Annotated in this window: 23 protein-coding genes; 5 read left to right on the top strand and 18 right to left on the bottom strand. The window is 41.5% G+C overall.

The window, feature by feature from the left end; all coding sequences use genetic code 11:
- Positions 1-59: 59 nt before the first annotated feature.
- From scrK to AB5Z52_RS02740, 3 genes are read right to left on the bottom strand one after another with little or no spacing between them, the layout of a single operon-like run.
- The gene (gene scrK / locus AB5Z52_RS02750) at positions 60-929 is read right to left on the bottom strand and encodes a fructokinase ScrK (protein WP_003128707.1); all 870 of its coding nucleotides are present in this window, start codon (positions 927-929) and stop codon (positions 60-62) included.
- Positions 930-968: 39 nt separating this feature from the next.
- A complete protein-coding gene (locus AB5Z52_RS02745; protein WP_003128705.1) occupies positions 969-1466 on the bottom strand; it encodes an LURP-one-related/scramblase family protein in 498 nt (165 codons plus the stop codon).
- 4 nt (positions 1467-1470) lie between these two features.
- Positions 1471-2346, bottom strand: a complete 876-nt coding sequence (locus AB5Z52_RS02740) for an SPFH domain-containing protein (protein ID WP_003128704.1) — start codon at positions 2344-2346, stop codon at positions 1471-1473.
- Between the two features lie 288 nt (positions 2347-2634).
- On the opposite strand from AB5Z52_RS02740, the gene AB5Z52_RS02735 reads away from it, so the two are divergent.
- Positions 2635-2874, top strand: a complete 240-nt coding sequence (locus AB5Z52_RS02735) for a hypothetical protein (protein ID WP_288551568.1) — start codon at positions 2635-2637, stop codon at positions 2872-2874.
- 223 nt (positions 2875-3097) lie between these two features.
- On the opposite strand, the gene queG is transcribed toward AB5Z52_RS02735, so the two are convergent.
- Complete coding sequence (queG, locus tag AB5Z52_RS02730) at positions 3098-4288, bottom strand: tRNA epoxyqueuosine(34) reductase QueG (protein WP_003128702.1); 1191 nt, start codon at positions 4286-4288, stop codon at positions 3098-3100.
- A 272-nt stretch (positions 4289-4560) separates the two neighbouring features.
- Positions 4561-4830: a 30S ribosomal protein S14 gene (gene rpsN, locus AB5Z52_RS02725; RefSeq protein WP_003128701.1), complete on the bottom strand. Its 270-nt coding sequence runs from the start codon at positions 4828-4830 to the stop codon at positions 4561-4563.
- A gap of 275 nt (positions 4831-5105) precedes the next feature.
- Here rpsN and AB5Z52_RS02720 point away from each other — a divergent pair, with 275 nt between their 5' ends.
- Positions 5106-7436, top strand: coding sequence for an HAD-IC family P-type ATPase (locus tag AB5Z52_RS02720; protein WP_143351621.1), 2331 nt, complete (start codon positions 5106-5108; stop codon positions 7434-7436).
- Between the two features lie 155 nt (positions 7437-7591).
- On the opposite strand, the gene AB5Z52_RS02715 is transcribed toward AB5Z52_RS02720, so the two are convergent.
- The 9 genes from AB5Z52_RS02715 to AB5Z52_RS02675 all read right to left on the bottom strand — a co-directional run bounded on the left by AB5Z52_RS02715 (position 7592) and on the right by AB5Z52_RS02675 (position 16070).
- Positions 7592-8629: an amidase family protein gene (locus AB5Z52_RS02715; RefSeq protein ID WP_003128699.1), complete on the bottom strand. Its 1038-nt coding sequence runs from the start codon at positions 8627-8629 to the stop codon at positions 7592-7594.
- Between the two features lie 69 nt (positions 8630-8698).
- Positions 8699-9910 (bottom strand): phosphopentomutase, encoded by a 1212-nt coding sequence (locus AB5Z52_RS02710; RefSeq protein WP_003128698.1) that lies wholly within the window; start codon positions 9908-9910, stop codon positions 8699-8701.
- Positions 9911-9914: 4 nt separating this feature from the next.
- The gene (locus AB5Z52_RS02705) at positions 9915-11069 is read right to left on the bottom strand and encodes an alanine racemase (RefSeq protein WP_003128697.1); all 1155 of its coding nucleotides are present in this window, start codon (positions 11067-11069) and stop codon (positions 9915-9917) included.
- A 1-nt stretch (position 11070) separates the two neighbouring features.
- Positions 11071-11424, bottom strand: coding sequence for a hypothetical protein (locus tag AB5Z52_RS02700; RefSeq protein WP_003128696.1), 354 nt, complete (start codon positions 11422-11424; stop codon positions 11071-11073).
- A 15-nt stretch (positions 11425-11439) separates the two neighbouring features.
- Positions 11440-12363: a GntR family transcriptional regulator YhfZ gene (gene yhfZ, locus AB5Z52_RS02695; protein WP_003128694.1), complete on the bottom strand. Its 924-nt coding sequence runs from the start codon at positions 12361-12363 to the stop codon at positions 11440-11442.
- A gap of 9 nt (positions 12364-12372) precedes the next feature.
- Positions 12373-13470 (bottom strand): aminotransferase class V-fold PLP-dependent enzyme, encoded by a 1098-nt coding sequence (locus AB5Z52_RS02690; RefSeq protein WP_005472684.1) that lies wholly within the window; start codon positions 13468-13470, stop codon positions 12373-12375.
- A 12-nt stretch (positions 13471-13482) separates the two neighbouring features.
- On the bottom strand, positions 13483-14358 hold the full coding sequence (locus AB5Z52_RS02685; RefSeq protein ID WP_003128691.1) for a phosphotriesterase: 876 nt from the start codon (positions 14356-14358) through the stop codon (positions 13483-13485).
- 13 nt (positions 14359-14371) lie between these two features.
- A complete protein-coding gene (locus tag AB5Z52_RS02680) occupies positions 14372-15688 on the bottom strand; it encodes a YhfT family protein (RefSeq protein ID WP_003128688.1) in 1317 nt (438 codons plus the stop codon).
- A gap of 13 nt (positions 15689-15701) precedes the next feature.
- Positions 15702-16070, bottom strand: coding sequence for a DUF2620 domain-containing protein (locus AB5Z52_RS02675; RefSeq protein WP_005472686.1), 369 nt, complete (start codon positions 16068-16070; stop codon positions 15702-15704).
- A 376-nt stretch (positions 16071-16446) separates the two neighbouring features.
- Here AB5Z52_RS02675 and dhaM point away from each other — a divergent pair, with 376 nt between their 5' ends.
- The 3 genes from dhaM to dhaL are packed head-to-tail and all read left to right on the top strand — an operon-like array spanning position 16447 to position 18445.
- Positions 16447-16848: a dihydroxyacetone kinase phosphoryl donor subunit DhaM gene (dhaM, locus tag AB5Z52_RS02670; RefSeq protein ID WP_003128685.1), complete on the top strand. Its 402-nt coding sequence runs from the start codon at positions 16447-16449 to the stop codon at positions 16846-16848.
- Positions 16848-17831, top strand: a complete 984-nt coding sequence (gene dhaK / locus AB5Z52_RS02665) for a dihydroxyacetone kinase subunit DhaK (protein ID WP_005472689.1) — start codon at positions 16848-16850, stop codon at positions 17829-17831. The genes dhaM and dhaK overlap by 1 nt, the downstream gene beginning before the upstream one ends.
- Before the next feature lie 14 nt (positions 17832-17845).
- Entirely contained in the window at positions 17846-18445 is a 600-nt protein-coding gene (dhaL, locus tag AB5Z52_RS02660; protein ID WP_003128682.1) for a dihydroxyacetone kinase subunit DhaL, read from the top strand.
- A 129-nt stretch (positions 18446-18574) separates the two neighbouring features.
- Here dhaL and AB5Z52_RS02655 read toward each other — a convergent pair whose 3' ends face one another.
- The 4 genes from AB5Z52_RS02655 to hisS all read right to left on the bottom strand — a co-directional run bounded on the left by AB5Z52_RS02655 (position 18575) and on the right by hisS (position 24772).
- Positions 18575-20443 (bottom strand): acyltransferase family protein, encoded by a 1869-nt coding sequence (locus AB5Z52_RS02655; RefSeq protein WP_005472691.1) that lies wholly within the window; start codon positions 20441-20443, stop codon positions 18575-18577.
- Positions 20444-20648: 205 nt separating this feature from the next.
- Positions 20649-21524 (bottom strand): YitT family protein, encoded by an 876-nt coding sequence (locus AB5Z52_RS02650; protein ID WP_005472693.1) that lies wholly within the window; start codon positions 21522-21524, stop codon positions 20649-20651.
- 165 nt (positions 21525-21689) lie between these two features.
- Positions 21690-23462, bottom strand: coding sequence for an aspartate--tRNA ligase (gene aspS / locus AB5Z52_RS02645; RefSeq protein ID WP_003128677.1), 1773 nt, complete (start codon positions 23460-23462; stop codon positions 21690-21692).
- On the bottom strand, positions 23459-24772 hold the full coding sequence (gene hisS / locus AB5Z52_RS02640; RefSeq protein ID WP_003128675.1) for a histidine--tRNA ligase: 1314 nt from the start codon (positions 24770-24772) through the stop codon (positions 23459-23461). The genes aspS and hisS overlap by 4 nt, the downstream gene beginning before the upstream one ends.
- Positions 24773-25120: the final 348 nt, after the last annotated feature.

Below are 25120 nucleotides of genomic sequence, written 5' to 3'. Positions count from 1 at the left end.
CCAAATAATCCCTTCAATCACAAAAAAATCACACCAATGTTTTGGTGTGATCACATGTATCAGGAATGTAACACAGCTTCTCGTGCTAGTGCCAGACAGCCTAATGTTCCTGCATTGTCTTCTAATTCAGGTGTCACGATGTAGTCTGCAACTGCTGGTGTTTTGACATAGCCGTTGACCAATCGTTCAAAAGCTTGATGAACCTTTTCCACCATGTGACGCTGCTTCATTACGCCACCACCAAAAATAATGACATCCGGTGAAAGCATCAATGTAGTGTTGTAGGCGCATTGCGCGATATATTCAGCTTCGATGCTCCAGAAAGGCTCATCTTCAGACAGTTCCTGTCCTTTCTTTCCTAAGCGTTTTTCAATCGCTGGACCTGCGGCCATCCCTTCGAGACAGTTGCCATGAAATGGACAGCTGCCTTCGAATGAATCATCAGGATGAGGCACTACCAGCATATGTCCCATCTCCGGATGGCTGAATCCCTCAACAAAGCGGCCATCTTGTAATGCACCGCCGCCAACACCGGTGCCGATCGTATAATAAACTACACTGGATAGTCCTTTTCCTTTACCGAAAACATATTCCCCATAAGCTGCAGCATTGACATCTGTGGTCCAAGCAATGGGGATGGGAAAGGCTTGTTTCATCGTACCTACAAAATCAAAATTCTGCCAAGCTAATTTGGGTGTGGAGGTAATGTAGCCATACGTTGCGGAATCTCGATGGATATCGATTGGGCCAAAGGAACCAATACCGATCCCCACTAACTGGTCTTCATACTTTTTGAAAAAATCGATCACTAATGCCATTGTTTCTTCTGGTGTGGTGGTGGGAAAACTGACCCGTTCTTTAATGGTCATTTCTTCATCACCAATCGCACAAACAAATTTTGTACCGCCTGCTTCTATCGATCCGTACATCTTTTCGTCTCCTTTTCCATCGTTGCTTTCATTTTCTGTTTAAGTACTGGCAGAACTCGCAGCTGCACCATCATCGGCTTTTACGCGATCGATGGCAATGACGAGACAAATAATCAAGTCCTCCAGATCTTCCTCATAAACCGTTACTTCATAGGTATCCCCCCATGAGATCCATCGTTTATGAATCTCAGCAATTTGACGTCCCTGTCGATTGACGACAAAGTCCATGTCCCACCAATTCCCCTGAATTTCAATTCCTTGGGCATGGATGGAATAACGCGCTTTGAAAAGCGTGAATTCTTTTTCTAGAACAATTGCTTCTTCTCCATGTACCTCAACAAAAAACTTGGGCAATAGACTAAACACTTTCTTTGTGACTTCACCGATTTGCTGTTGTCGTTCATCATAAATCGCAAAGCTTTTAGGAATCTTCATGAAACTCCCTTCGACAAAATAGCGCGGCTTTTGCTGCTCATCCATGACAGTAAATTTTTCACCGATACTGAAGACTTTTTGCTTGATGTAAAGTTTTTTCATTTGATTACACCGCCTTTTCTTTCACATCGCCTGTATTGATCACAGGTTGAGTGCCTTTGTCAGTAATGATCGATACGAGTAAATTGTTGATCAATTGGACTTTTCGATCGTCAGTAAAGTTAATATCCTGGCCATCTTCGATCTGTTCCAAGGCCATTTGTGTCATGGAGACCGCTCCTTCAACAATGATTTGTCGTGCCGATAAAATTGCTTTGGCTTGCTGACGCTGCAACATGGCACTAGCGATCTCAGTGGCATACGCCAAGTGATTCAACCGCGTCTCGATCACCTCGACACCGGCTACCGCTAAACGCTCTTGCAGTTCTTGTGCCAGTTCTTCAGAAACTTCATTGGTATTGCCTCGCAAAGTCAAATCATCATCATTAAAAGTGTCATAAGGATACTGGGTAGCGATATGGCGAATCGCTGTTTCACTTTGGATCTCAACAAAATCTTGGTAGTAATCGACATCGAACAATGCTTTGGCCGTATCTACGACTCGAAAGACGACGACTGCTGAGATTTCGATCGGATTGCCATCAGAATCATTGACCTTCAATAAAGAGCTATTGAAGTTACGGACTTTCAATGATACATTGATTTTCTGTGTTAGCGGCACAGTCACAAAGAGTCCATTGTCTTTAATGGTACCTAAATATTGACCAAAGAAAAGAATCGCTTTCGCTTGATTCGGCTGCACAATCGTCAATGAACTAATGAACAAGATAGCGATGATCCACAACACGACACTGATGACTAACTCCCAAACCGCATTGCGGACAATCCCATCATAAAAGAGATAGCCGCCGCCGATCATTAAGGCGATCAAGACGATCAGTGCTAAGTAACCGTTAACATGAAACGTTTGTTTTTCTTTCATCTTTACTCCCTCATTTCTTTTAATACCATATTACCTTTGTTCACAAAAGACTTCAATTCTTCTTCTCATTTTTTTAACCCCTTTCATAGACCTGCGATCATACTATTTTGCAATCAACCAAATTCCCGCTACAATGAAATGAGAGTCAATTGACAAGAAAGGGGTATCCAAATGGCACAAAAAATTTCATTAGAAAACGTAAAATGGTAATTAGAAGAAATCATTCAGACTGTTGGGCCTGATCTATCTTCTGTTGTCGAAATTCAAAATCAAGAAGGAATCGATGTCGTGGTGATTGCCAAAGATGAATGGCAGCACCTCTTAGAACTACTCGATGCGCGCCATGCACAAGGCTATCGAATCGATCAAGAACTGCCAACGGATATATTGATTGACGTTGCTGATAGCGACAACGAATACCAACAAACAGCTGAACTAGAGATGGAATTACCGGAACGTGTCCATCCAGCACCAGACTTTGAATTAGACTCAGAAGAAATCGTTGAAAGCGATGATGTGCTGGATTAAGCTGAAAAAATAGACTACTGTGAAAAATCTTCCCCTAAAAATAGCATCCATTCGACCAATAGCCGAGCAATGTCGGAATACTTCCAGACTTTTCAGGTCATGTCGCATTTGCGGCATAGTTGACGTATTCTAAACATTGCTCGGCTCTTTATTATAAAAAATCGCGTGCTTTAATTTTTTGTACGATTGCTCACGTGCTTATGGAGTTCCGCCTAGCACGCAATCAATCAACTGACTTGTTTTTCCGATCTGCACCGGAGGATGCCACGATCGTTTTTAAGCGTTCGATCGCCGCTTGTAGTTCAACGCGTGCTTCTTCTTCTGGTTCTAGTTCTTCGCATTGCTGTAAGCGTTCTAGCCATTGTTCGGGTTCTTTGATGCCTAATTGTCCAATGGCCCAATAGGCTGTTCCACGGATGACAGGTCGGACGTCTTCTGTCGCACACCGCCAGATGGCTGGCAATGCGGTGCGATCTCCCAGATTTGCTAAGGCAATGATCGCATTACGCTGCAATGGTTTCTTCCCGCGCCAAGAACCAGATAAATGCCCAAACTGATTCTTAAAAGCTTTATTTGATAAAGAAAGCATTGGCTGCAACTTAGGATAAACGGTTTCTACTTCCGGTTCCATTTCCTGATGAAAATGGAAATCCTTGCCTCGATTGTAGGGACAGACCAACTGACAAATATCACAGCCATAGATGACATTATGCATCTTTTTACGATATTCCTCAGGCATCATGCCTTTTGTTTGTGTCTGATAGGAAAGGCAGCGCTGTGCGTTCATTCGCCCATCCCCTAAGAGCGCTTTTGTAGGACAGGCAGTAACACAGCGCATACAATCCCCACAGCCAAAGGGTACCGCTTCATCTGTTTCGAAGGAAATATTGGTGACGATCTCGCCTAAATAAACAAAAGAACCAAATTCTTCCGTGATCAATAAGCCATTGCGGCCAATAAACCCCAAACCAGCACGCTGTGCAACTGCCACATCCACCAGCTCACCGGTATCCACTTGCGGGGCAAACCGCCAGCTTTCTGCTTCTTCCAGATTCTCTGCTTGCGCTTTGATAAACTGGATCAATTTTTCTAAGCGATCACGTAAAATATCATGGTAATCGATCCCCCAAGAGGCGCGGGCAAACATCCCCCGTTTCTCATCTCGCGGCACTTTCTCTTTGATTTTTGTCGGATATGCCAGAGCGATCGCAATGATTGTTTGCGGATTTTCAAAGGTTCTTTCTGGATATATCCGCTCTTCGATCACTTGATGTTCGAAACCAGATGTATGGCCTTTCGCGCGCTGCTCCCTCAACGAGGACTCTAATTCATAAAACGGTTCAGCAGAAGCAAAGCCGATTTTATCAATACCTAAACGCTTGCTTTCTGCGATGATTTTCTCTTTTAAAGACATGATATACTCCTATCCAACATGTGTTCATCAGACCTTCGTCTTTGCTTTTTCTATTATACGAGACCACTTCCGATTAGTCGAATCGCTGCCCTCAAAAAATTCAAACAAAAAACTACCTAAACGCTCGGCGTCTATCTCCCAGTCTTTTTAGGAGATCAGCTGCCTCAGCATTCAGATAGTTTTCCTTGAATACCCCTCCATACAGCGCATTTCTGAGCTATCTAGAAGGGAGATTGTTTGATTGTATTATTTTTGTTACACCTATTAAATGTTTACCAACTAGCTTTTTTTACACCTGGCAATTTGCCTTCATGTGCCAATTGTCGAAAAGTGATCCGTGAAAGACCAAATTTACGCATATAGCCCCGTGGACGACCATCAGTCATATCCCGATTCTTCAAGCGATTCGGATTAGAATCTTTAGGCAATTTTGCTAAAGCTTGGTAATCTTTTGCTTGTTTCAATTGGTAACGGATCTCTGCGTATTGCTCGATCATTGCGGCTTGTTTTTTTGCTTTTGCTTGTTTTGATTTTTTGGCCATTATTTTCTCCTTTGTTTTTTCTATCCATCATTCTAAAAAGAAAAGAAATCAGCTAGCAGAGTCCTCCATTTTCGATTCAAAAACAACAAATCGAAATCATTACTATTTGAGCATTATGACTATATCAAGTTTCTGGGAACAAGTCAATGAAAAGCCCCTTCTTTCGAACAAACCGCTACTGTTTTTTAAGATTTCAATTATTTTTTCATCATTTCTTGCAATGACTTCTTGGCATGCTAGACTAAACAAGGAATCTGATAGAAATGGAGAATTATATGAAGCAAATAGATACGGGACTTACCTCAGAAGAAGTCACACAACGAACCGAACAAGACCAACACAACGATTATGAAACAAAAACATCGAAGTCTACGACAGCAATTTTTAAGGACAATATCCTCACATTGTTCAATTTGCTGAACTTGTTGATTGGTGTCTGTCTTCTGGCAGTTGGCGCCTATTCCAATTTATTTTATCTGGTAATCATTTTGATCAATATCACTGTAGGGATCAGTCAAGAGATCCATGCTCGAAATCTAGTCAAAAAACTCTCGATCATCGCCCAACAAGAAATACGTGTGATACGAGATGGCGTTACACAGTCGGTGGATGCCAAATCCCTGGTCCTTGATGATCTTGTTGTCATTGGTGCAGGAGAACAGATTCCAGCCGACATGGTGGTTTTATCTGGACAAGCCGATGTCAATGAGTCGATGCTGACAGGCGAAGCCGATCTCGTCGTCAAAGAAAACGACGCGACTCTCTTATCTGGCAGTTTTGTCGCCAGTGGAGAGGTCACTGCAAAAGTGATCCGCGTAGGAGCAGAGAATTATGCGGCAAAATTAAGCAATGAAGCCAAAACACATAAACCGCTGCGTTCAGAGCTAGTTTCTTCGATTCGCAAAGTCACAAAATTCACCAGTCTAGTGATTGTTCCATTAGGGGTGATCCTATTTCTACAAGCTTATTTATTTCGTGGTAGTGACTTAAAAGAAGCAGTGATCGTTTCGTCTGCTGCTTTATTGGGAATGCTGCCTAAAGGACTCGTCCTATTGATCAGCATTGCTTTGACCACGGGTGTCATCAAACTAACCAAAAAAAGGATCTTAGTCCAAGATATGTACGCGATCGAGACACTGGCCCATGTCGATACCCTCTGTTTAGACAAAACCGGCACATTAACGGAAGGTCGATTATCCGTCGAATCGATCCAGCCAATCGATGACACCCAAGATATAACGGCAATCTTAGGTAGTTATTTGGCTGCCAGTACCGACAACAATGTGACGATGCAAGCGTTGCGCCAAACCATCACCGGATCTGATCATTACCAGTCCTTTGCAGCGATGCCGTTTTCTTCTGATCGAAAATGGGGTGCTATCGCATTTCACGAATTAGGGGCAGTCTATCTAGGAGCACCTGAAAAGACGATCGCCAACCAACAGCTGCCGCAAATTCAAGAAGCGCAATCGGCTGGTTTAAGAGTCCTCGTCTTGACTCTTGATCCTCATTATAACGACGCCAATCAGCCCTTTGATCCAGCAAAGGCTGCCCCGCTGGCAGTTCTTGTTCTTGCTGATGTGATTCGGGAAAATGCAGAAAGCACATTGGCCTACCTGTCTGCAGAAGGAGTGGACTTGAAAGTGATCTCGGGTGACAATCCGATCACTGTTGCAGCCATCGCCAAACGCGCCGGATTGCCTAATTCAGAGAACTATATCGATCTTTCCCAACTAACTGAAGAAGCAGACGTTCGTCAAGCTGCCCAAACCTATACCGTTTTTGGGCGAGTGACGCCTCAGCAAAAGAAACTGCTAGTTTCTGAGTTGAAGGCACTAGGCAATACGGTCGCCATGACTGGAGACGGCGTCAATGACGTGTTGGCACTGCGTGAAGCCGATGTCAGTATCGCTATGGCTGCTGGGGACAGTGCGGCTCGTCAAATCGCGAATCTGGTTTTATTAGATTCCGATTTTACGACACTGCCAGCAGCACTCTTTGAAGGTCGCCGTGTCGTTAATAATGTGACGAAAGTATCTGGGATCTTTTTTATCAAAACGATCTACAGTTTCCTATTGTCCTTACTATGTGTTGCCACTTCTACGGCATTTCCTTTTATTCCGATCCAAATCACATTATTGGACCTAGCAATTGAAGGATATCCTTCCTTCTTCCTTTCCTTTGAAGAAGACAAAAAGCGAATCACCGGCCGTTACTTGCCTACCGCATTGCTGCGAGCGTTGCCGAGCGCACTCTTGGTGCTTCTGAATTATTTCGCTGTACAGTTCCTGCAAACTGACTATGGCTGGGAACCAATGACCGCAACTACATTGTTCTATTATCTGCTGATCGGCATCAGTTGTTTAGCTGTGATCCGCAGCTGTTTGCCGCTAAATCCATTGCGCTTATTTTTGATCGTAACCACGATTAGCGGAACATACATCGCCGCAATGCTCTTCCATCACATTTTAGAAGTAGGCTTTTTGACTAGCATCACCTTGCCAATCTTTGTTGGATTGATGGCGATCAACTGCTTATTGCAGTGGGGGCTATCTGCCCTTGCAACACAGATCACCCGCCGGCTAGAGCAAAACGCTACGGCTTGATCCTTTCAATAAAATAAATCCGAACAACGATGATCCCTTCTCCTGATTAAGATACTTATCAACGGTTGTTCGGATTTTTGTTGTTTCCGCTCATAAAATCTTTATTAACTTTCTGTCTTTCCTTAGTAGAAAAGGCGACTAGCAATTTCAGTTCTTCAACTTTGATATCCATGTTCAAAATACTTTTGACTATCAGCAAAATAGGTCTCAATCAAGGGATCCATTTTGCATAGGAGTGCTTTGGCTAAGGTAAATAGAGGCTCAAGATTATTCTCTTTTTTACAAATCAATAGATAGCTAGTCGCTAATTCACTGCTTGGAACAACTAACCCTACTGCTTGACACATATTCACAACCCGAATGTACCCTTTTCCTGCTTGCTGTTGTATTCCCATTGTCCGTTCATCAAAATGACCGAAAACAGTATCCCCGATGCCAAACAAGTCAATGGGTCCTTCTTTGACAACAATCACATCGAAATCAATGAGCATTGCCTGTAACTGTTGAATCAATGTTTCTCGAGAAAAGGTCGTTGCATCTTCAAAGGTTTTGTACATGCATTCGATGGTAGAAATATTAGAAAGTTCTTGGCGCATCTTCACGTCAATTCTATTATCGACCACTACCCTTCTTTTAGGTGTCTGCTTAAACATTTGGGGTAAGCAAAGGTGACAAAGCTGTTCAATCAGTGAGAGCTTTTTACTAATAAACCCTAGCGAGGGTGTAAATGAAATATTATCCGTTGATGTTTTTCTATTTACAGATAGATCAACAAATTGATTTCCAAGATCAGGATGGATAAATCCTACCAAATTTAAGGCAGACGCAGGAGCTAGAACGGATCCGCCCCCATCAGTGCCCAATCCAACATCGTTGATTCCTAGAAAAACATTCAATGCTGTGCCACTAGATGATCCTGACATAAAGCGACCAGTAATGGGGTTCTTCAAATCAAGATCAATCCCTCTGCCGCTAAAACTTGCTTTGTCTAATGTGTGTTGATGAAATCCGTTGCTTGATAAAAACGTTAAAAAGTCAGTCAACATAAATGATACTTGCTTCACTCCTAGATAATAGTCATTGAGTGTATTGATCTGCTTGATCGCATTGGGATAAACAGTTACTACTGAACCACTTGGATTTAACATGCCCAAACTAGTTTTTAGCGCATACTTTTGTACCCTTTCATGCATCCTTATACCTCCTTCCTAAAAAAGACTTGGCATAGCTTTTTATGAAAACAAGCACCCAAGTCTTTTTTATCAATCAAAAATTTCTTTTAAAAAGGAGTCACCATTTTGTGGTGCTGCCACCTTAAAATAGTCAGCAACCGTTGCTCCTACATCCGCTAAGGTCAGCCGCTCACCAATTTTTTTCCCTTGCACCCCCGGGCTATAAATTAATAGCGGGACGCGCTCACGAGTATGATTGCTGTGTCCAATCGTTGGGTCATTGCCATGATCAGCCATCACAATCAATAGATCTCCTTCTCGCATCTCAAGTAACAATTCGCCAATTCTACGATCACTTACTTCCAAACGATCTGCATACTTCTCAGTATCCTCCGCATGCCCCGCTAAATCGGTTTCTTGAATATTCAAAGCAATAAATCCGTGATCAATTGTTTTTACTTCACTCATCAAATTATCAAACAATCCTTCAGAATCAACCCCGGGAAATAGTCGATGACTTTCCGTTTGAATAATATCAGCAATTTTTCCTAGGAAAGATACCGTGATTCCTGCTTTATCCAAGATGGTCGGTGTTTGGACATTTTTGTCAATCCCATACCCCAAGTGAACGACTTGATAGCCATGATTGTAAACACCTGATTCAGGAGCATCCACTCCAGCAATCTCATCATTTTTCACTTTTTTGGCTGATAATAAGTCATCTAAAACAATCTGTTCTCCACCAAAAGTGATCACACGAGAGACTTGAACAACGTCTCTAACCGCTTGTCCTATTTTTTTTAAGTTAGTAAAATCAACTAAATCCAGACAAGCCGATACATTATAGACTTGTCCATAATCAGTTTCCAAGTTATCGCCGACTGTTGCCACCTCGTTGACCACTAAGATTTGAGTCCCTTTCTCACCAACTCGCCGCACTTGATACCCTTGTTTCACTAAATTCTCTTCCACTACATCAATCTTTTGGTTGAATGGCTGAATCAAAGGGATTTTTGGTGTCGTTCCCATAATTTCCTGATGTCCTAAAAAAGAATCCGCACCATAGTGAGCCAAATTACTCGTTCCATAATTTGCTGTTTTAGAAAAATGATGACGTCCAATTTCCTCCCCTAAAGCATTCATTAAGCCTAATTTTTCCAAGGTTGGTATTTGAATATTCGGTATGTCTCGAATAATATGTCCAGCTGTCGTACTGCCAATATCACGTGGCCGTACCTCCTGTACATCATTCATAGCACCAACACCAAAACTATCTAATACAATAACGACAAATCTCCCCATATTCTCACCTTCTAATTTGTTTTCCAAGACTGTCATATATTCCTTCAATTCTAGGTTGTCCAGTTTGAATCCCTGACACTACAGCAACATCACTTCTAGTAACAAATATTTGAGTGCGAAATGCCGCAAGTACTGTTGCACCAACTTCATGTGTGAGTTTAGTTGAAAGATAATAATCAATACTATCATTACCAAAAGGTATAACTTCATCTTTTGCTAGCTTCTGGTCGTCAGTAGAAATCATTACGCTTTCTAAATGCCCTCGCCGATAATAACCGCCCCCATAAAAATAACCGTGACCATCTAAGTTATGAGAAATCTCGCTGACATACAATATTGCTGGTTTTTCTGGCAATTCTAGTTGAGCATGTAAGGGGGTCGTCCCTGTTAAAGCATGCCCCGGTTCCCCTTGTGTCCCTCCTAACTCATGGATAAAAGGAATTGTTCGACTACAAGTAGCAGAAGGCATATTTACTTCTTTTATTGCAAAACCAGCCTGTTTAAGAATGGTTATTGCTTTCTTAATTGTTTCAACATTGTGCGTTGGTTGTAACTCAGAAACGCCATCAAAAAGAAAACAAGGAAAGGAAGTAATCCCCCCAACGATAATTCCTTCCTGTTTTACTATTTCAATGACCTTCGTTAATTCATTTAGATGAAATCCTCCAAATTGTCCCTCATAAATTTCGTCGCCTGGTTCAATCACTTTGAGTAGTATTTTTTGCTGGATTCCTAACTCCCTGGCAACAGTCGCGATATTATTGATCATTTCAGTTGAAAAAACAGTGATATAGTCTGTACCATAATCCATAATTTTCTTTAGCAAGTGTTTGGGAATTTGCACAAGATGACCGACATTCCCTAAAGGCAAGCCTTGTTTCATCATCACTAAAGCTTCCTTGTAATCCACCACCACAACTTTTTTAATACCTGCCTCATGAATTTTCTGTGCGACATAAGGGTTTCGCCCAAACTGTTTTGTCATAAAGAACAGTTCGATTTGATTTTTTGTAGCGCTTTCCACTAAAAGCCGAGTATTGTTTTCGATAGCATCAAGATCTAGCACATACGTATCTGGAAGAATTTGTCCTGTTTGATGCAATCTTAATCCGGCTTCTACTAACTGCGGATTTTTGCGCATCGTTACATCTAAGAACATATTACTCCTCCCTTAACATATTAATGATATGCAGATAAAAATAATCTAACTCCGCATCCGCGAATGACTGTTCACTTGTCATTTTTTGTAAGTCTTGCCACAATTCTCTAGAATGAAGATAATGCGGATCACCTTCAATCTCTGCTTGGATGAAAGACTCTAAGCTGTTGACAGTTTCATTATTTTTTCTTCGCATATCTGCCATCGCTAAGTGGGTCAAAAAAACATCAGCTTGTTGCTCTTCTTCAACAATTTCTTTTTCTAATAAATAGGATAAAACGTTAAATACATAATCGTACGTTTCCTGATCAACAATCCCCGAATCTAATAAAACAGTTAATTTATCTCTTATCATGAATAAGCCCCCTTACTAATATTGCGGAATTAATTGTCCTTGGCAAACTGCTTGTTGAATTTGCAGTACTTTCTCTTTATTGATGCTTTTTTGTAGGAAGGCTTTCATTGAAACATCTTCAATATGCGTAATGATTACCGAAGTCCCCATCGCTTTTTCTAACTGATTTTCTTTTAAGGACACATACTGTAACCCTTGCTGATTTTTATCCCTAATTTCATCAAAGTTCCATATCCCAGCATCAATGTGATCATCCTTAAGCGCAGAGATGATTTGATGTCCTTGCATCTCAATAAATTCTACAGGTAAGTCACCAATTATTTCCTTTGTTAGTGCCTGTTGATCTAATGAGCTGTAGTCGATGGCAATTCTCATACCTGATGTAAGAACAGTTTGTCCCTCTTCTTTAAATAACAAGACGTGCTCGCTTAAATATGTCTGTGTCCCAAAATTAACAACTATTTCTAAAGGCTCTCCTTGTTTAATTGCTCGTTGAGCAGCAAATGCTGAAACAACTGCAAAACGATACGTTTTATTTGTAATTGAGCGGATTCTTTCTTTGGAACCTCGAATGTATGCCATATTAAGTTTGATATTATTCTCTTTAAAGACTTCGTAAATTCCTGTTGCTAGCCCTTCATACAATCGTGAATAGGGTAACGTCATTGTTCCTAAAATCGTATCCGATAAAGCGTATTCTTGTAATACTCCATAATCAATGGCTTCAATAAAGGTTCCTAAATGCCCATGACTTTTTAATTGAACTGCCTTTATCTCTTTTAGAAAGGTTAGCGCATTTTGGATCGTCCCTCTCGCAACATCGAAGCGAGTCTGATATTCGCTAACACTAGGTACACGATCCCCTTTTTTTAATTGTAAAAGATCGGATGCTAGAAAGTTAATGACAATTCCTTTTTTCTTTAAAAACTCTTCCCCCATGATTTCTCCTTATCTTGAGGCTCGTTTTACAGATGCTTGCAAGATACGCATAATGGTATCCGTGCCAGATCGATTCGGGTTTATTCGGATCATTGTTGTCTCAGCTTCTGGATCAGATTGCTTGAAGGTACCCGAAACGCGATAAACTAAAGGTGCAAACTCGTATTGTGACTCTGCACCGACTGGATGAGGCAAAGCCCCTAACTTGGTTGCTTCTGTAATAATCGCCTGTGCTATTGGTTCCTTTAATTTTACTACAACAACTTTAGATTGCGCATTGACAATATAGGCTTTTTTAAATTCTGCGATTTCGCCTTCGTTGATTCTTCTACAAACTGCTTCACTTACCTCAGCGGAGATTGCTAAAGCTACTGGTGCATAAATCATTCCTTTAACTACATCCAATGCCTCATGCCCTTGTACCTGTCCACCACCAGAATAATTTTCTTCTCGTAATTTACTAATGTATTCTTTCTCACCAACAATGCATCCAATACCTTCCGGACCAAGCAATTTAAATGTTGAAAAACAGGCTAAGGTGCCACCTAATTGAGAACCTATAGCTTTTGTCTTTAAAGCCGCATAATTATCATCTGTAATAATTGGAATTAGTGGATTCACCCTACGAATAGTGGCAATCAGTTGTGCTAAGTCATATGAATCTGAAATTTTTTGCCTCGTGACTTGGATTAGAACTCCATCAACTTGCCTTTCATTTAAGGCCTGTGTCACACTCGTCTGATCATTAAAGTCAGCATGAATTGTCTGGATTCCCAACATCTCAATTGAAACTTTCGTAGTAGGATAAATGGGGGCATCATGCACTAACAACGTTTTACCAGTTCCTACTGCAGCATGGAGGGCTAGTCGAATAGCATTTGTACCAGATCCGCGAACGAGCATAGCTTGTTCTGATTCAAAAAAATTAGCCAATACTTGCTCAATCTGGTAGGTAGTTTTTGGTTGATTTAGTCCTTTTACTACACCAAGATCCCCTCTTGTTAATAGTTCATCCCCAGGTACAATTCGTGTAATGGCATCAACAAGCTTAAATTGTAATTGTTGTGCTTCTGTCACCGTTAGACTGGTTAAAGGATAAGCTTTCATGATCAATATCTCCTAATCATCCATAAATTTTTTGGGATTTATTCGTAGCATTCGGTCAATAAATGTCTGAGAAACACCATTTTCTAAAGCCATCGGAACAAAGGTATCCAAAAGATAAGAATACCCTATACCACCTTGATAAGACAGATTTGATTTACGCGTGATATCCATTGAAAGGAAGACTTTATCTTGATAGCCACGTTTCTCTATTTCTTTCAGCATTTCAATTCTTAATAAATCTGGCTGATAGTTTTCTTTTCCGATCGTATCAAATTCAACATAAACACCTTCGTCTAGCATTTTTAGAATATAGTCTGTGCTGCCACTTAGATCAACATGGCCGATAACTATTTTTGACAAATCCGCCTGTTGTTCCTTGAAAAAAGCTACCTGCTCATGCCCGTATGTGCCTAATGTTGTATGTGTCGTAATCGGGATCTTAGTCTGTTGTTGGGCAATGACAGCAGCGGTAAATATTTTTCGTTCTCGATCTGTCATCCTGTCCTTGCTCGTACCGATTTCCCCTATAATCCCTGCTTTGATCGTTGTTTCCGCAATTCCTTCTTCGATTTCTTTGATCATTAATGAGGACAATTGATCAATCGATGCTTCTGTCACAAAGCTAGGTAAAAATTTATCCTGATAAAAACCTGTTGCCTGAATAATATTTATTCCAGTTTGTTCAGCCACTTTTTGAACATATAAAGGATTTCTTCGCATATCAAGATTCGTTACATCAACGATATTTCGAACACCTTTATCGTACAAATTTTTGTATTCTGAAACAGTTTCATCAAAGCAATTTAAATTTGTATCATCACTCTTTTTTAATCGAGATAAATCAATCGTTGTGTGTTCATGCATATATGTGATACCTTCAAGAATCATGTACAGCTACCTCCTAGTTCGCTACAACTGGTGCAAATAATCCAACCAGATAAAGGATGTTTACAATTACACCTAAACTAATTGCCGCAATTGGACCAACAGCCAATTCAACCACTGGTTTCTTCGCTTTTCTATTCAATAACATTAAACCAATGACCCAGAAATAACCGATTCCCGGCGCAATTTGTTCAGATGCCATAGCGCCCCCAATCAGTAGTGCTACTTCTAAAACCTTATTCATTGCCGTTCGAATATGCTCACCCATTTCACGAATACCCGGAAACTTATCCAGGGCTTTTGCCATCAAACTCAACAATTGTACTTCAATAAACATTAAAGCTGAACCTACGATAAAAGCCATTATTGGATTATCATGCAATAAAATACCAGCTACAAATACAAAGGTCGTACCAGCTGGACTATAAACTCCCGTTACGATTGCAGTTGAAAACACCAACGGAATAAATCCAATGCCTCGAGCGAAGGCAGCTAATCCAGCCTCACTAAATTTTCCTTCCGAAAGTAAATTTAAAGAAATTGGATCTCCGGCAATAATCATTAAACTAGTTGCTGCTGAGACTAAGCCACCGGTCACTGCTAACCATGCCCAATTTTTTTTAATACGGTTAACACGTTCTAAAAAAACACTGACAAGACTTTCATTTGAGTTGCTTCCATCACTTTTGACCTGAATGGCGTACACAATCATGAAAATCATACCAACCAGTAATGACATTCCCTCCGCACTCAGTGTTAAGGAAGTTCCATTACCTAAATCAAACGTACCAAAGCGCTTCACTGCAAATAAAGTTAATAATGTGGCTGCAAAAGAAATAGCTCCTTTTTTAAATCCATGCTGACTAGCAATTGCGACAGCTGGAAAAATGCTAAAAGAAATAACAACTGGTGTCCCTACCATAGACAAAGAATCCATGAAATTCACGGGCATCATTGCAAATAAATCAACTACCGCCTGCAATCCTAGAACAAGACCAATTCCATACATAGCGCCTATAATTGCCGAAATGATGATACCAGACTTGCCTTCTGGCGCCCAGGATCCGATGATATCCGTCATTAATAAAACACTATGAACCAGTAAAATAGATGCCCCGATGGATACTGGAATACCAAAACCAATAACTAGACCAAAACTCAATGCAAAGCTCGTAGCAGCAATTTCTTTTTTCCCAATCTTTCCTTCTAAAAATTCAGGAACAATTGGTCGTAATCCATCGTTAAATACTGCGATACCTTTATTTGCCAACACTGCACATATTCCACCTAACAACGCGATTGCAACTAACTCAATAATTTTTGATGAATCCATCTTCTTTCCTCCGCTAGATTATAGTTTTTTTCAACTCATCCATGATGATCGGTATAACCGTTTCTTTATGCTGAGCTGTAAAGCCAAAGGCAGTTTTACCTGATTGTACATTCTCACGGATTTCTGCTTCAGGCATTACATTTCCCGGCATTGAAACAGTTACACAATTTTCTCTTCCTAATAGTGCTAAAGCCATTGCTAATGCCCCGCCTCCACCAGTATTACAAGCACCTACATAATAATCTGCCTGCCCAGACTTTACTGCCATAGCCGCATCTAAGTCACTTTTAATGTCAATTTCAAATTGCCCCTCACTAAATTTTTCTACCAAGTCCTTCACTTCATTTTTATCAATCTGACCGCCAATAACAATTTTTTTCATAGAAATCCTCCATTCCCAATATACATTTTTTTGTACATTGAATAACAAAATAATGATTACAATTGGATTGTAATCGGTAACAAACTCAAATGCAAGTACTTTTTTTAAATCCCTATAAAATTTAGGCAAAAAGAAAAGATGCATAGGAGTAATTTTCTATTTATAAACAACTATTTAATCGATTGATCTTCTTACCGTTGCTCAATTCCTCTTTCACGAGTTGTTGTTGATCGTTAAAAACAAATTTAGCTTGTTGTTTGTTTTGCCCCCTCTCAATCGTCATCCATGCAAGTTTTGCGAAATTTGTTATACTTTTAGTGAAGGCGGTTTCGTCTACTGCCGCTGAATCTATTTAAGAAAGCGTTGGTGAATCGAAATGAAGAAAAGTATTTTACTTGTTTCTCACAGTCAACAACTGACAGACGGACTGAAAGCCATGATCGAAGACATGTCGGACAGCGAAACAGTCACTCTTTTTTCATTGGGTGGAACAGCTGAAGGCGAATTAGGGTCTGATCCGACAAAAATCGTTGAAGCGGTCAATCAGTCTCCGGATGCCGAACAGATTCTCGTTTTTGCTGATTTGGGTAGTGCCGTACTAAACGCAGAGCTAGCCTATGATATGTTGGAACCGGAACAGCAAACCCGCTATCACTTGATTGATGCACCGCTTGTAGAAGGTGCTTTTGCCGCAGCAATCACCGCTGGATTCAGTGATGACCTATCCCAGATCACAGCAGAAGCCCAAAAAGCAGCTGAGAAAGGATGGAATCAATAATGAAAAAAATAATCAATGATCCTTCAGCGATCGTCGAAGAAATGCTAGCTGGTCTGGTTGCCAGCTATCCGCAACTGATTCATCAAGTCGAAGACTCCCGAGTCGTAGCAAAAAACGCCACCCACAAACAAGTTGGCTTAGTCTCAGGCGGAGGCAGCGGACACGAACCGGCACACGCTGGGTTTGTTGGTGATGGTATGTTGAGTGCCGCCGTCTTAGGAGACGTCTTCACTTCTCCAACACCAGATCAGATCCTGACTGGGATCAAAGAAGCCGATCAAGGGCAAGGCGTGCTTTTGATCGTTAAAAACTATACGGGAGATATCCTAAACTTTGAAATGGCCAAAGATATGGCTGAGATGGAAGACATCACTGCTGAAATCGTCGTCGTAGATGATGATATTGCCGTCGAGAACAGTACCTATACTGCTGGAAAACGAGGCGTGGCTGGAACCATTCTCGTTCATAAAATTTTGGGTGCTGCTGCTCGTCAAGGACGTTCATTAACTGAATTAAAAGAATTAGGTGAAGCATTAGTTCCGACCATCAAAACCATTGGTGTTGCCTTAAAAGCAGCAACCGTTCCAGAAGTGGGTAAACCTGGTTTTGAATTAGCAGATGATGAAATCGAGTATGGCGTGGGGATCCACGGAGAACCTGGTTATCGCCGGGAAAAATTGAAACCATCGAAAGAGCTAGCCAAGGAATTGGTGGACAAAATTTTAGCTGATTATGAACAAACACCGAAAAAAGTTGGTGTCTTGATCAACGGCATGGGCGGTACACCGCTGATGGAACAGTTCGTCTTTGCCAACGATGTACAGAAATTGCTCGCAGACAAAGACATTTCTGTCACATTCCATAAAGTCGGCAACTATATGACTTCTATCGATATGCAAGGTCTATCATTGACCATGATCGATTTCAGTAACAACGATGCGACGGATGCGCTCAACGAACCTGTTGAAACGATTGCTTGGTAAAGGAGGAATTTTCAATGCAAATGACAACAGAGATGACCCAACAATGGTTAAATGCATTTACAAAAGCCATTGAGGAAAATAAAGGCTATTTAAGTGATCTAGATACCCCTATTGGTGACGGCGATCACGGCAACAATATGGCTCGCGGCGTCGCAGCCTATCAAGAAGCATTTGCAAAACAACAGCCTAAAACAATCACAGACACATTCAAAGTACTCTCGATGGCATTGATTTCTAAAGTTGGTGGTGCTTCAGGTCCACTTTATGGCTCAGCATTCATGAACATGACCAAAGCTACAAAAGAACTGGAAACAATTGATTCGTATGAACAATTAGGAAGCATCATCGAAGAAGGGCTTAATGGGATCAAAGCTCGAGGCAAAGCAGAATTCGAAGACAAAACGATGGTCGATGTCTGGCAACCTGTTGCCGCAGCGTTAAAAAACGGCAGTCTGACTAAAGAACAAATCGAGGAAGCCAAAGAACATACAAAAGACCTAGTCGCCAAAAAAGGCCGTGCTTCTTATTTAGGCGAGCGGGCAATCGGACATATCGATCCAGGTGCCGCTTCCAGTGCATTGTTGTTTGAAACGCTTGTTGCAACGATTGGATAAAGATCCTCATTCCACTTAGGAAAGGCGATACAAAAAACCGAGAGATCTCTTGCGATTCTTGAAGATAAACAAGAATCTGTGCTTGAGACCTCTCGGTTAGTTTATTTTTCTAAGAAATAGTCAACGCCATTATTGCAAAATAGCTTGAGAAACTAGTGTACAATATTGCAACATGCCATCAGGATTTGGATGAACTCGATCTTCATAGAACCACTCTTCATGTTCATTACTTAAATCATACCAATCGATCAATGTCATATTGTCGTATTTAGCAGCCATTTTCTCCAGCATGCTGTTGACCTCATTTTGCCATCTTTGCGTAGGTACCCGCACATTGATCCAATAGACTTTGCGATCGCCAATTTCTTTCATCAAATTATCGAATTGGGTTTCTGTAAAGGACCCATTCGTTCCTAGACCGATCAATACCGTATCTCGTAACAAATCTTTTTCTTTCAATGCTTTGATCAGTTCCGGACTCTCATACAATTGTCGTCCCACATCCCCATCAACGACAGCTTTGGGAAAAATTTCTTGCAAGTCGGCAGTGGCATCCAGCATAACAGAATCACCAAAAGCGGTAATTTCCAGCTCTTCGGCCTTCTTCACCTGGGCTTCTGTCAACCCATATTTTTCCATTACTGATTGTTCGGCTTCCGTTGCCTTTGAAGAATTTTCTCCTGTACTTTCTGTATCCGAGCCATTCGCATTTTTTTGTGTCTGTTCTGCCGCTTTTTTATTGGCAGCAATATTTTCTTTTAACTGCTGCTGTTGCGCATCTACATAATTCACCGGAGCGGTAGCTATTCCATAAAGAGCAACTAAGGAAACAAGCAGTCCTGGAAGCAGCCAAGGCTTTTGTCGACTGATCACTGGCTTACTGAACCAATTGCGCACCGTGCGGAAAGTATCTTTGTAGTGGAATTTCCGCAACGGATTTTCGATAAACCGATAGGACAATTCACTGATCAAGAGAATCAATACAATCTCAATCAATGTATGCAGGAGAACATTCTCGCCGACATTCCCAATCTTTGCTTCATAAAAAATCATCACAGGGAACTGATACAAATAAATCCCATAACTCCGCTTGCCGATGTAACTGAATAACGGATTTGTCAGCCAACGGTTCAGACTAGCTCCAGGATGGGCAGTGACCGCCACCAAGATCGTACAAAGCAAGCTGACTAGCAGCATTCCTCCGTAATAAACAAAGGAAAGATGATCATCTAGCACAAAAAATGTTATCACTAAACCAATAAAAGAAAGACCACCAGCTAGGTTCAATACCCGCTTCGCTTTCTTCGGAATTTCTTTTTTTAAATGGGTGCTGGGCCAAATGAAAGCCAGCGCACTTCCCATCCAAATCGAAAACAAACGCGTGTCGGTACCATAATAAACTCGAGTAGGGTCTGCCCCTGGTGAATACCAGATCGCTAATAAAAGAGCCGAAAGTAACGAGCAGCCGATCACGATTTTAAAAATCGTCCCACGATTTTTGACTAACTTCATCAATAAAATAAAGAGTAACGGCCAAATCAAATAATTCTGCCCTTCAACAGCCAAAGACCATAGATGCGTAAAGGGAGATTCATTGCCGAATCGGTCAAAATAAGAAAGACCGTGATTGATCTGCCACCAGTTGTTGACATACAAGAGACTGCTGACGACGACTCCCCGCAGATTATTCAGTAAATTCCGCTGGAACAATGTAATATAGGCAGCAGACAGAAGCAGCATCACCACCATGCCAGGATACAGTCGTTTCATCCGGCGGACATAAAAATCTTTGACAGCAATACGACCGTTCTGGTCCCACTCCTGTCGAAGCAAATCGGTGATCAAATAACCAGAAACTACAAAAAAAACAGGAACTCCTAAATACCCGCCTCGCATTTGAGTAGGTAATAAATGATATAAGATAACGCCGATCACGGCTAATGTACGGATACCGTCGAAACCAGTGATATAGCGGCTTGTTTTTAACCGTTTGTTCATTCTCCAACCACTTTTCTTTTTTTTGATCAACTGTTTTCGTAAGAAACAGTCAATGTGGAACCATTAAAAAATAATGACCCATTTCTTCATAATTTACCAGATAAAGCAACAAGAAAGCTAGCAAGAATACTCTATTTTCTAAAAAAATTAATTTTTACAAAAAGAAAAAAGCATTTCATCACGAAACGCTTTGATCCAAGCTCTCCTATAATTCTTCTTCATAAAAACGACCCAATATTTGTACATTTTCAGCAATACTGACAAATGCCTTGGGATCTGCTTCTTTCATGGCAGAACGTAACATCGGCAACTCGAAGCGTGTAACGACAGTCAATAATACTGTCTGTTTATCATGCTTGTAGGCTCCTTCTGCTTCATTGATGATCGTAATTCCTCGGCGCAGACTTTTCTGGATCGTATGGATGACTTCTTCAGGAATTCTCGTAATAATCGTTACCTGCATTTTCTTTTGCTTGGTAAAAACAGCATCGGTGACTTTACCACTGACAAAAATCGCAATGGCACTATATAGCGCATACTGCCAGCCGAACAGGATGCCCGCAGCAAACATGATGGCAATATTGAAAAAAATCGAGATGGACCCGATGGTTTTCCCCGTACGTTTCCGGATCGCGATACTTACAAAATCGAGGCCGCCAGAGGAAAGTCCGCTTTTTAGCGCATAACCAATACCGGCTCCGTTGATGGCTCCCCCAAAAATCCCGCAGATCATCGGATCTGTCGTCAGTGTTTCTTCTGGAAGAATCTGTACGAACAAAGATGTTAGGACTACAGTAATTCCTGTGAAAATCGTAAATTTATGACCAATCTTGAACCAGCCGAGAAAGAAAAGCGGAATATTCAGCAACAATAGGGCGACTGAGACGGGGATATAGAATCCAAGCCAATCCGTGGAAACGGTGGTCAAAATTTGAGCTATCCCTGTGATCCCGCTAGAATAGATTTTGCCGGGTTGATAAAAAAAATTGACTGCGATCGCCGATAAAATGGCGTAGACGATCGAAAACGATAATTTGTTGGCATAATCAGGGTGTGGCAGCCATTTAAAGAGGGTATTCATTTCATTCAAGAGCCTCGCTTTGTTGATTTGCTCTTATTATACTTCAGATAGTAAAAAAAGAAACGAACAATGAAAGAAATAGACAAATTCTCATGGAATTTTCTTAATCGTCTATTTTCATTCATCATTCGCTCGTTTGTTCTTTACTTGTTCATTTCTTTTTACTTAGTCTTCTTCAACTGTTGTGACATCAATATTCAATTCGAACAATTGCAGCGGCGCCACTTTACTTGGCGCTTGTGACATTGGATCGGCGGCTTTCCCGTTTTTAGGGAATGCGATCACTTCACGGATGTTTTCTTCACCAGCCAGCAACATCACTAAACGATCCAAGCCTAGTGCGATTCCGCCATGTGGTGGGAACCCATAGTCTAATGCCGTCAGCAAGAAACCAAATTGTTCTTCCATTTCACGGCGAGAAAAACCAAGGGTTTCAAACATTTGTTCTTGAACATCCCGCTGATGGATCCGGAGAGACCCACCGCCAAGCTCGTAACCGTTCAAGACGATATCATAAGCTTCCGCATACACTTTTGCAGGATCAGTTGCCAACAAGGGTACATCTTTTTCTTTAGGCATCGTAAATGGATGGTGAGCAGAGACATAGCGGCCAGCTTCTGCATCGTATTCAAATTGTGGCCAATCTGTTACCCATAAGAAATTGAACTTGCTTTCATCGATCAAGCCTAATTCTTTTCCTAACTTGCTGCGGATTGCTCCTAAAGCCGCCGAAACGATCTCAAACTTATCCGCACCAAACATTAGGATATCGCCCACTTCTGCATTCGTAGCAGCAATGATCGATGCTGCAGCGTCAGTCAAGAATTTTGCGATTGGTCCTTTTAAGCCATCTTCTTCTACTTTGACCCATGCTAACCCTTTCGCACCAAACTGTCCTGCGTAATGTCCCAAATTATCCATATCTTTTCGGGAATATTTATCCGCAGCACCTTTCGCATTCAATGCTTTCACCACACCGCCATTTTCAAGCGCCATTTGGAAAACTTTGAAATCAACATCTTTAACGGTTTCGGACAAATCAATCAATTCCATGTCAAACCGAGTATCTGGCTTGTCGCTGCCATAACGTGCCATGGCATCATCGTAAGTCATTCGCGGAAACGGCGTAGTTACTTCTAGCCCTTTGACTTCACGCATGACATTGACTAACAGTTCCTCCGTGTAAGCTTGAATCTCTTCCGCCGTCAAAAAGGTTGTTTCAATATCGACTTGGGTAAATTCAGGCTGACGGTCTCCCCGCAAGTCTTCATCCCGGAAGCAACGGACGATTTGATAGTAACGATCGAATCCAGCACCCATCAATAATTGTTTGAAAATTTGTGGCGATTGTGGCAATGCATAAAAATGACCAGGGTAAACCCGGGAAGGAACGAGATAATCTCTGGCGCCTTCTGGTGTTGATTTCGCTAAATAAGGGGTTTCGATATCTAGAAAGTCATTGGTATCCAAGAAATGACGAATCACTTGTGTCGTTTTTGCCCGCATCATGATATTCTTAGTCATTTTGGGACGGCGTAAATCCAAATAACGATATTTCAACCGCGTTTCGTCTCCTACGATTTGATCATCTTCGATCGAAAATGCAGGTGTTTTGGCTGTATTCAAAATAGTGATCTCGCTGACCATCACTTCATAGTGCCCGGTTTTCATCTTAGGATTGATTGCTTCCGGTGCTCGATTGATGACTTGACCTGTCACTTCTAGCACATACTCGCTGCGGCAAGTATCTGCAATCGCCCATGCTTCTTTGGATACTTCCGGATTAAAGACAACTTGCACGATCCCTTCTCTGTCCCGCAAATCAATGAAAATCACTCCGCCTAAGTCACGACGTTTTTGGACCCAGCCTTTTAAAGTAACGGTTTGATCTAAATGGGCTTCTGAGACGCGCCCACAATATACTGTACGTTTGCTCATTCTTCTTCTCCTTGCTTGATTAAGATTGTAGTCATTTCATCATAGATTTCATCAAAATGATCATACAGATCGGCTAACTTAAATTGTTTCTCGATCCGGCTTGCCATCGATTTGATGTTGATCACTTGTTCAGCTAATTCATTTTCACCTAGGGTCAGCACCAAACGCGCCCCTTGCTTATCTGCCGATTTGAACTGCGCTTTTGCTTTCCGATTCATAAAATCACGATCTGCCGAAAAGCCAAAATTACGGATCGCCTGAACGACTTTCAATGCTTCCAAATTGGTTGCTTCTCCTAGACCAACAACATAAGCATCTAATTCGTTCAATGCTGGAATAACGACTTCTTCTGCTTCCATTGTGATCAATAGACGTTCTAAGCCCATCGCAAAACCGAAACCTGGCGTTTGTGGGCCGCCTAATTCTTCGACCAGATGGTCATAGCGTCCACCCGCACAGATCGTAGCTTGCGCCCCCATTTTTGGCGCTTCACTCATAATCTCAAAAATAGTATGGGTATAATAATCCAGTCCCCGGACCATATTTGAATCAATCTCATAAGGAATGTCCAAAGCATCCAACATCGTGATGACTGTTTCAAAATGGGCTTTAGCTTCCGGACTTAAATAGTCCAAGATCGAAGGAGCATCCGCAACGAACTGTTGATCTCGTTTGTCTTTACTATCTAAAACCCGCAGTGGATTCTCATGCAGACGACGTTTTGAATCTTCACTTAATTCTGCTTCATGAGGCGATAAATAATCAATCAGTGCTTGACGATAGTTCTTACGCGTTTCTTTATCCCCTAAAGAGTTAATCACTAATCGAAGTTGACTTAGCCCTAATTGTTTAAAGAAATCCATCGCCATCGCCATCGTTTCAACATCTGTCGCAGGATTTGCGGAACCAAATGCTTCTACACCGATTTGATGGAATTGACGCAAGCGACCTTTTTGCGGCCGTTCATAGCGGAACATCGGTCCAATATAAAAGACTTTGTAAGGCTTGTTGTATTCAGGTCCGAAAAGTTTATTTTCAACATAAGAACGAGCAATCGGCGCTGTGCCTTCCGGACGCAATGTCACATGGCGCTCTCCTTTGTCATAGAAATCATACATTTCTTTTGAAACGATGTCGGTTGTATCACCAACGCTTCTAGCAATCACTTCAAAATGTTCAAAAATCGGTGTGCGGATTTCATTGTACTGGTAATCACGAAAAACCAAACGGGCTGTTTCTTCAACAAACTGCCATTTTTCGGATTCTCCTGGTAAAATATCATTGGTGCCTTTTGGACGTTGATAACTCATCTGTTTTCATCCTCCTATTGTGGGTATCTTCGATCGATCAAAAACGATCGTATGTATTCATTACAACTATACTGATTTGATCCATTGTGGGAAACGATTTTCTGTTCATCATCTGCTCGTCTACTCTGCGTTACGCCTACCGTCGCTTCTAAGCTGTCGCTAAGAAGGACTTGCATAGTCTTCGACCAGTCGCAGTGATTCGGAAAGCGGTGACTACTCTCCCTTCGGTCGCCTACTACTGTTCATCATCTGCTTCGCAGGTCAATCGCAATGATTCGAAAAGCGGTGACTACTCTCCCTCCGGTCGCCTACTACTGTTCATCAGCTGCTCTGCCCTGCTTCGCAGGT

Source organism: Enterococcus sp. RTP21361st1_A6_RTP21361_211029, assembly GCF_040910045.1.
GTDB lineage: Bacteria > Bacillota > Bacilli > Lactobacillales > Enterococcaceae > Enterococcus_D > Enterococcus_D gallinarum.
Note: the sequence above shows the minus strand (reverse complement) of the source record. Positions and strands in the feature narration are given on the sequence as shown.

Coding starts and splice junctions, on each gene's coding strand:
- aspS (WP_003128677.1), bottom strand. CDS start 23,462: ATGAGCAAACGTACAGTATATTGTGGGCGCGTCTCAGAAGCCCATTTA.
- rpsN (WP_003128701.1), bottom strand. CDS start 4,830: ATGGCCAAAAAATCAAAACAAGCAAAAGCAAAAAAACAAGCCGCAATG.
- dhaK (WP_005472689.1), top strand. CDS start 16,848: ATGAAAAAAATAATCAATGATCCTTCAGCGATCGTCGAAGAAATGCTA.
- AB5Z52_RS02720 (WP_143351621.1), top strand. CDS start 5,106: ATGAAGCAAATAGATACGGGACTTACCTCAGAAGAAGTCACACAACGA.
- dhaL (WP_003128682.1), top strand. CDS start 17,846: ATGCAAATGACAACAGAGATGACCCAACAATGGTTAAATGCATTTACA.
- AB5Z52_RS02740 (WP_003128704.1), bottom strand. CDS start 2,346: ATGAAAGAAAAACAAACGTTTCATGTTAACGGTTACTTAGCACTGATC.
- AB5Z52_RS02655 (WP_005472691.1), bottom strand. CDS start 20,443: ATGAACAAACGGTTAAAAACAAGCCGCTATATCACTGGTTTCGACGGT.
- dhaM (WP_003128685.1), top strand. CDS start 16,447: ATGAAGAAAAGTATTTTACTTGTTTCTCACAGTCAACAACTGACAGAC.
- queG (WP_003128702.1), bottom strand. CDS start 4,288: ATGTCTTTAAAAGAGAAAATCATCGCAGAAAGCAAGCGTTTAGGTATT.
- scrK (WP_003128707.1), bottom strand. CDS start 929: ATGTACGGATCGATAGAAGCAGGCGGTACAAAATTTGTTTGTGCGATT.
- hisS (WP_003128675.1), bottom strand. CDS start 24,772: ATGAGTTATCAACGTCCAAAAGGCACCAATGATATTTTACCAGGAGAA.
- yhfZ (WP_003128694.1), bottom strand. CDS start 12,363: ATGGGGGAAGAGTTTTTAAAGAAAAAAGGAATTGTCATTAACTTTCTA.
- AB5Z52_RS02710 (WP_003128698.1), bottom strand. CDS start 9,910: ATGGGGAGATTTGTCGTTATTGTATTAGATAGTTTTGGTGTTGGTGCT.
- AB5Z52_RS02705 (WP_003128697.1), bottom strand. CDS start 11,069: ATGTTCTTAGATGTAACGATGCGCAAAAATCCGCAGTTAGTAGAAGCC.
- AB5Z52_RS02680 (WP_003128688.1), bottom strand. CDS start 15,688: ATGGATTCATCAAAAATTATTGAGTTAGTTGCAATCGCGTTGTTAGGT.
- AB5Z52_RS02675 (WP_005472686.1), bottom strand. CDS start 16,070: ATGAAAAAAATTGTTATTGGCGGTCAGATTGATAAAAATGAAGTGAAG.
- AB5Z52_RS02700 (WP_003128696.1), bottom strand. CDS start 11,424: ATGATAAGAGATAAATTAACTGTTTTATTAGATTCGGGGATTGTTGAT.
- AB5Z52_RS02650 (WP_005472693.1), bottom strand. CDS start 21,524: ATGAATACCCTCTTTAAATGGCTGCCACACCCTGATTATGCCAACAAA.
- AB5Z52_RS02685 (WP_003128691.1), bottom strand. CDS start 14,358: ATGATTCTTGAAGGTATCACATATATGCATGAACACACAACGATTGAT.
- AB5Z52_RS02690 (WP_005472684.1), bottom strand. CDS start 13,470: ATGAAAGCTTATCCTTTAACCAGTCTAACGGTGACAGAAGCACAACAA.
- AB5Z52_RS02715 (WP_003128699.1), bottom strand. CDS start 8,629: ATGCATGAAAGGGTACAAAAGTATGCGCTAAAAACTAGTTTGGGCATG.
- AB5Z52_RS02745 (WP_003128705.1), bottom strand. CDS start 1,466: ATGAAAAAACTTTACATCAAGCAAAAAGTCTTCAGTATCGGTGAAAAA.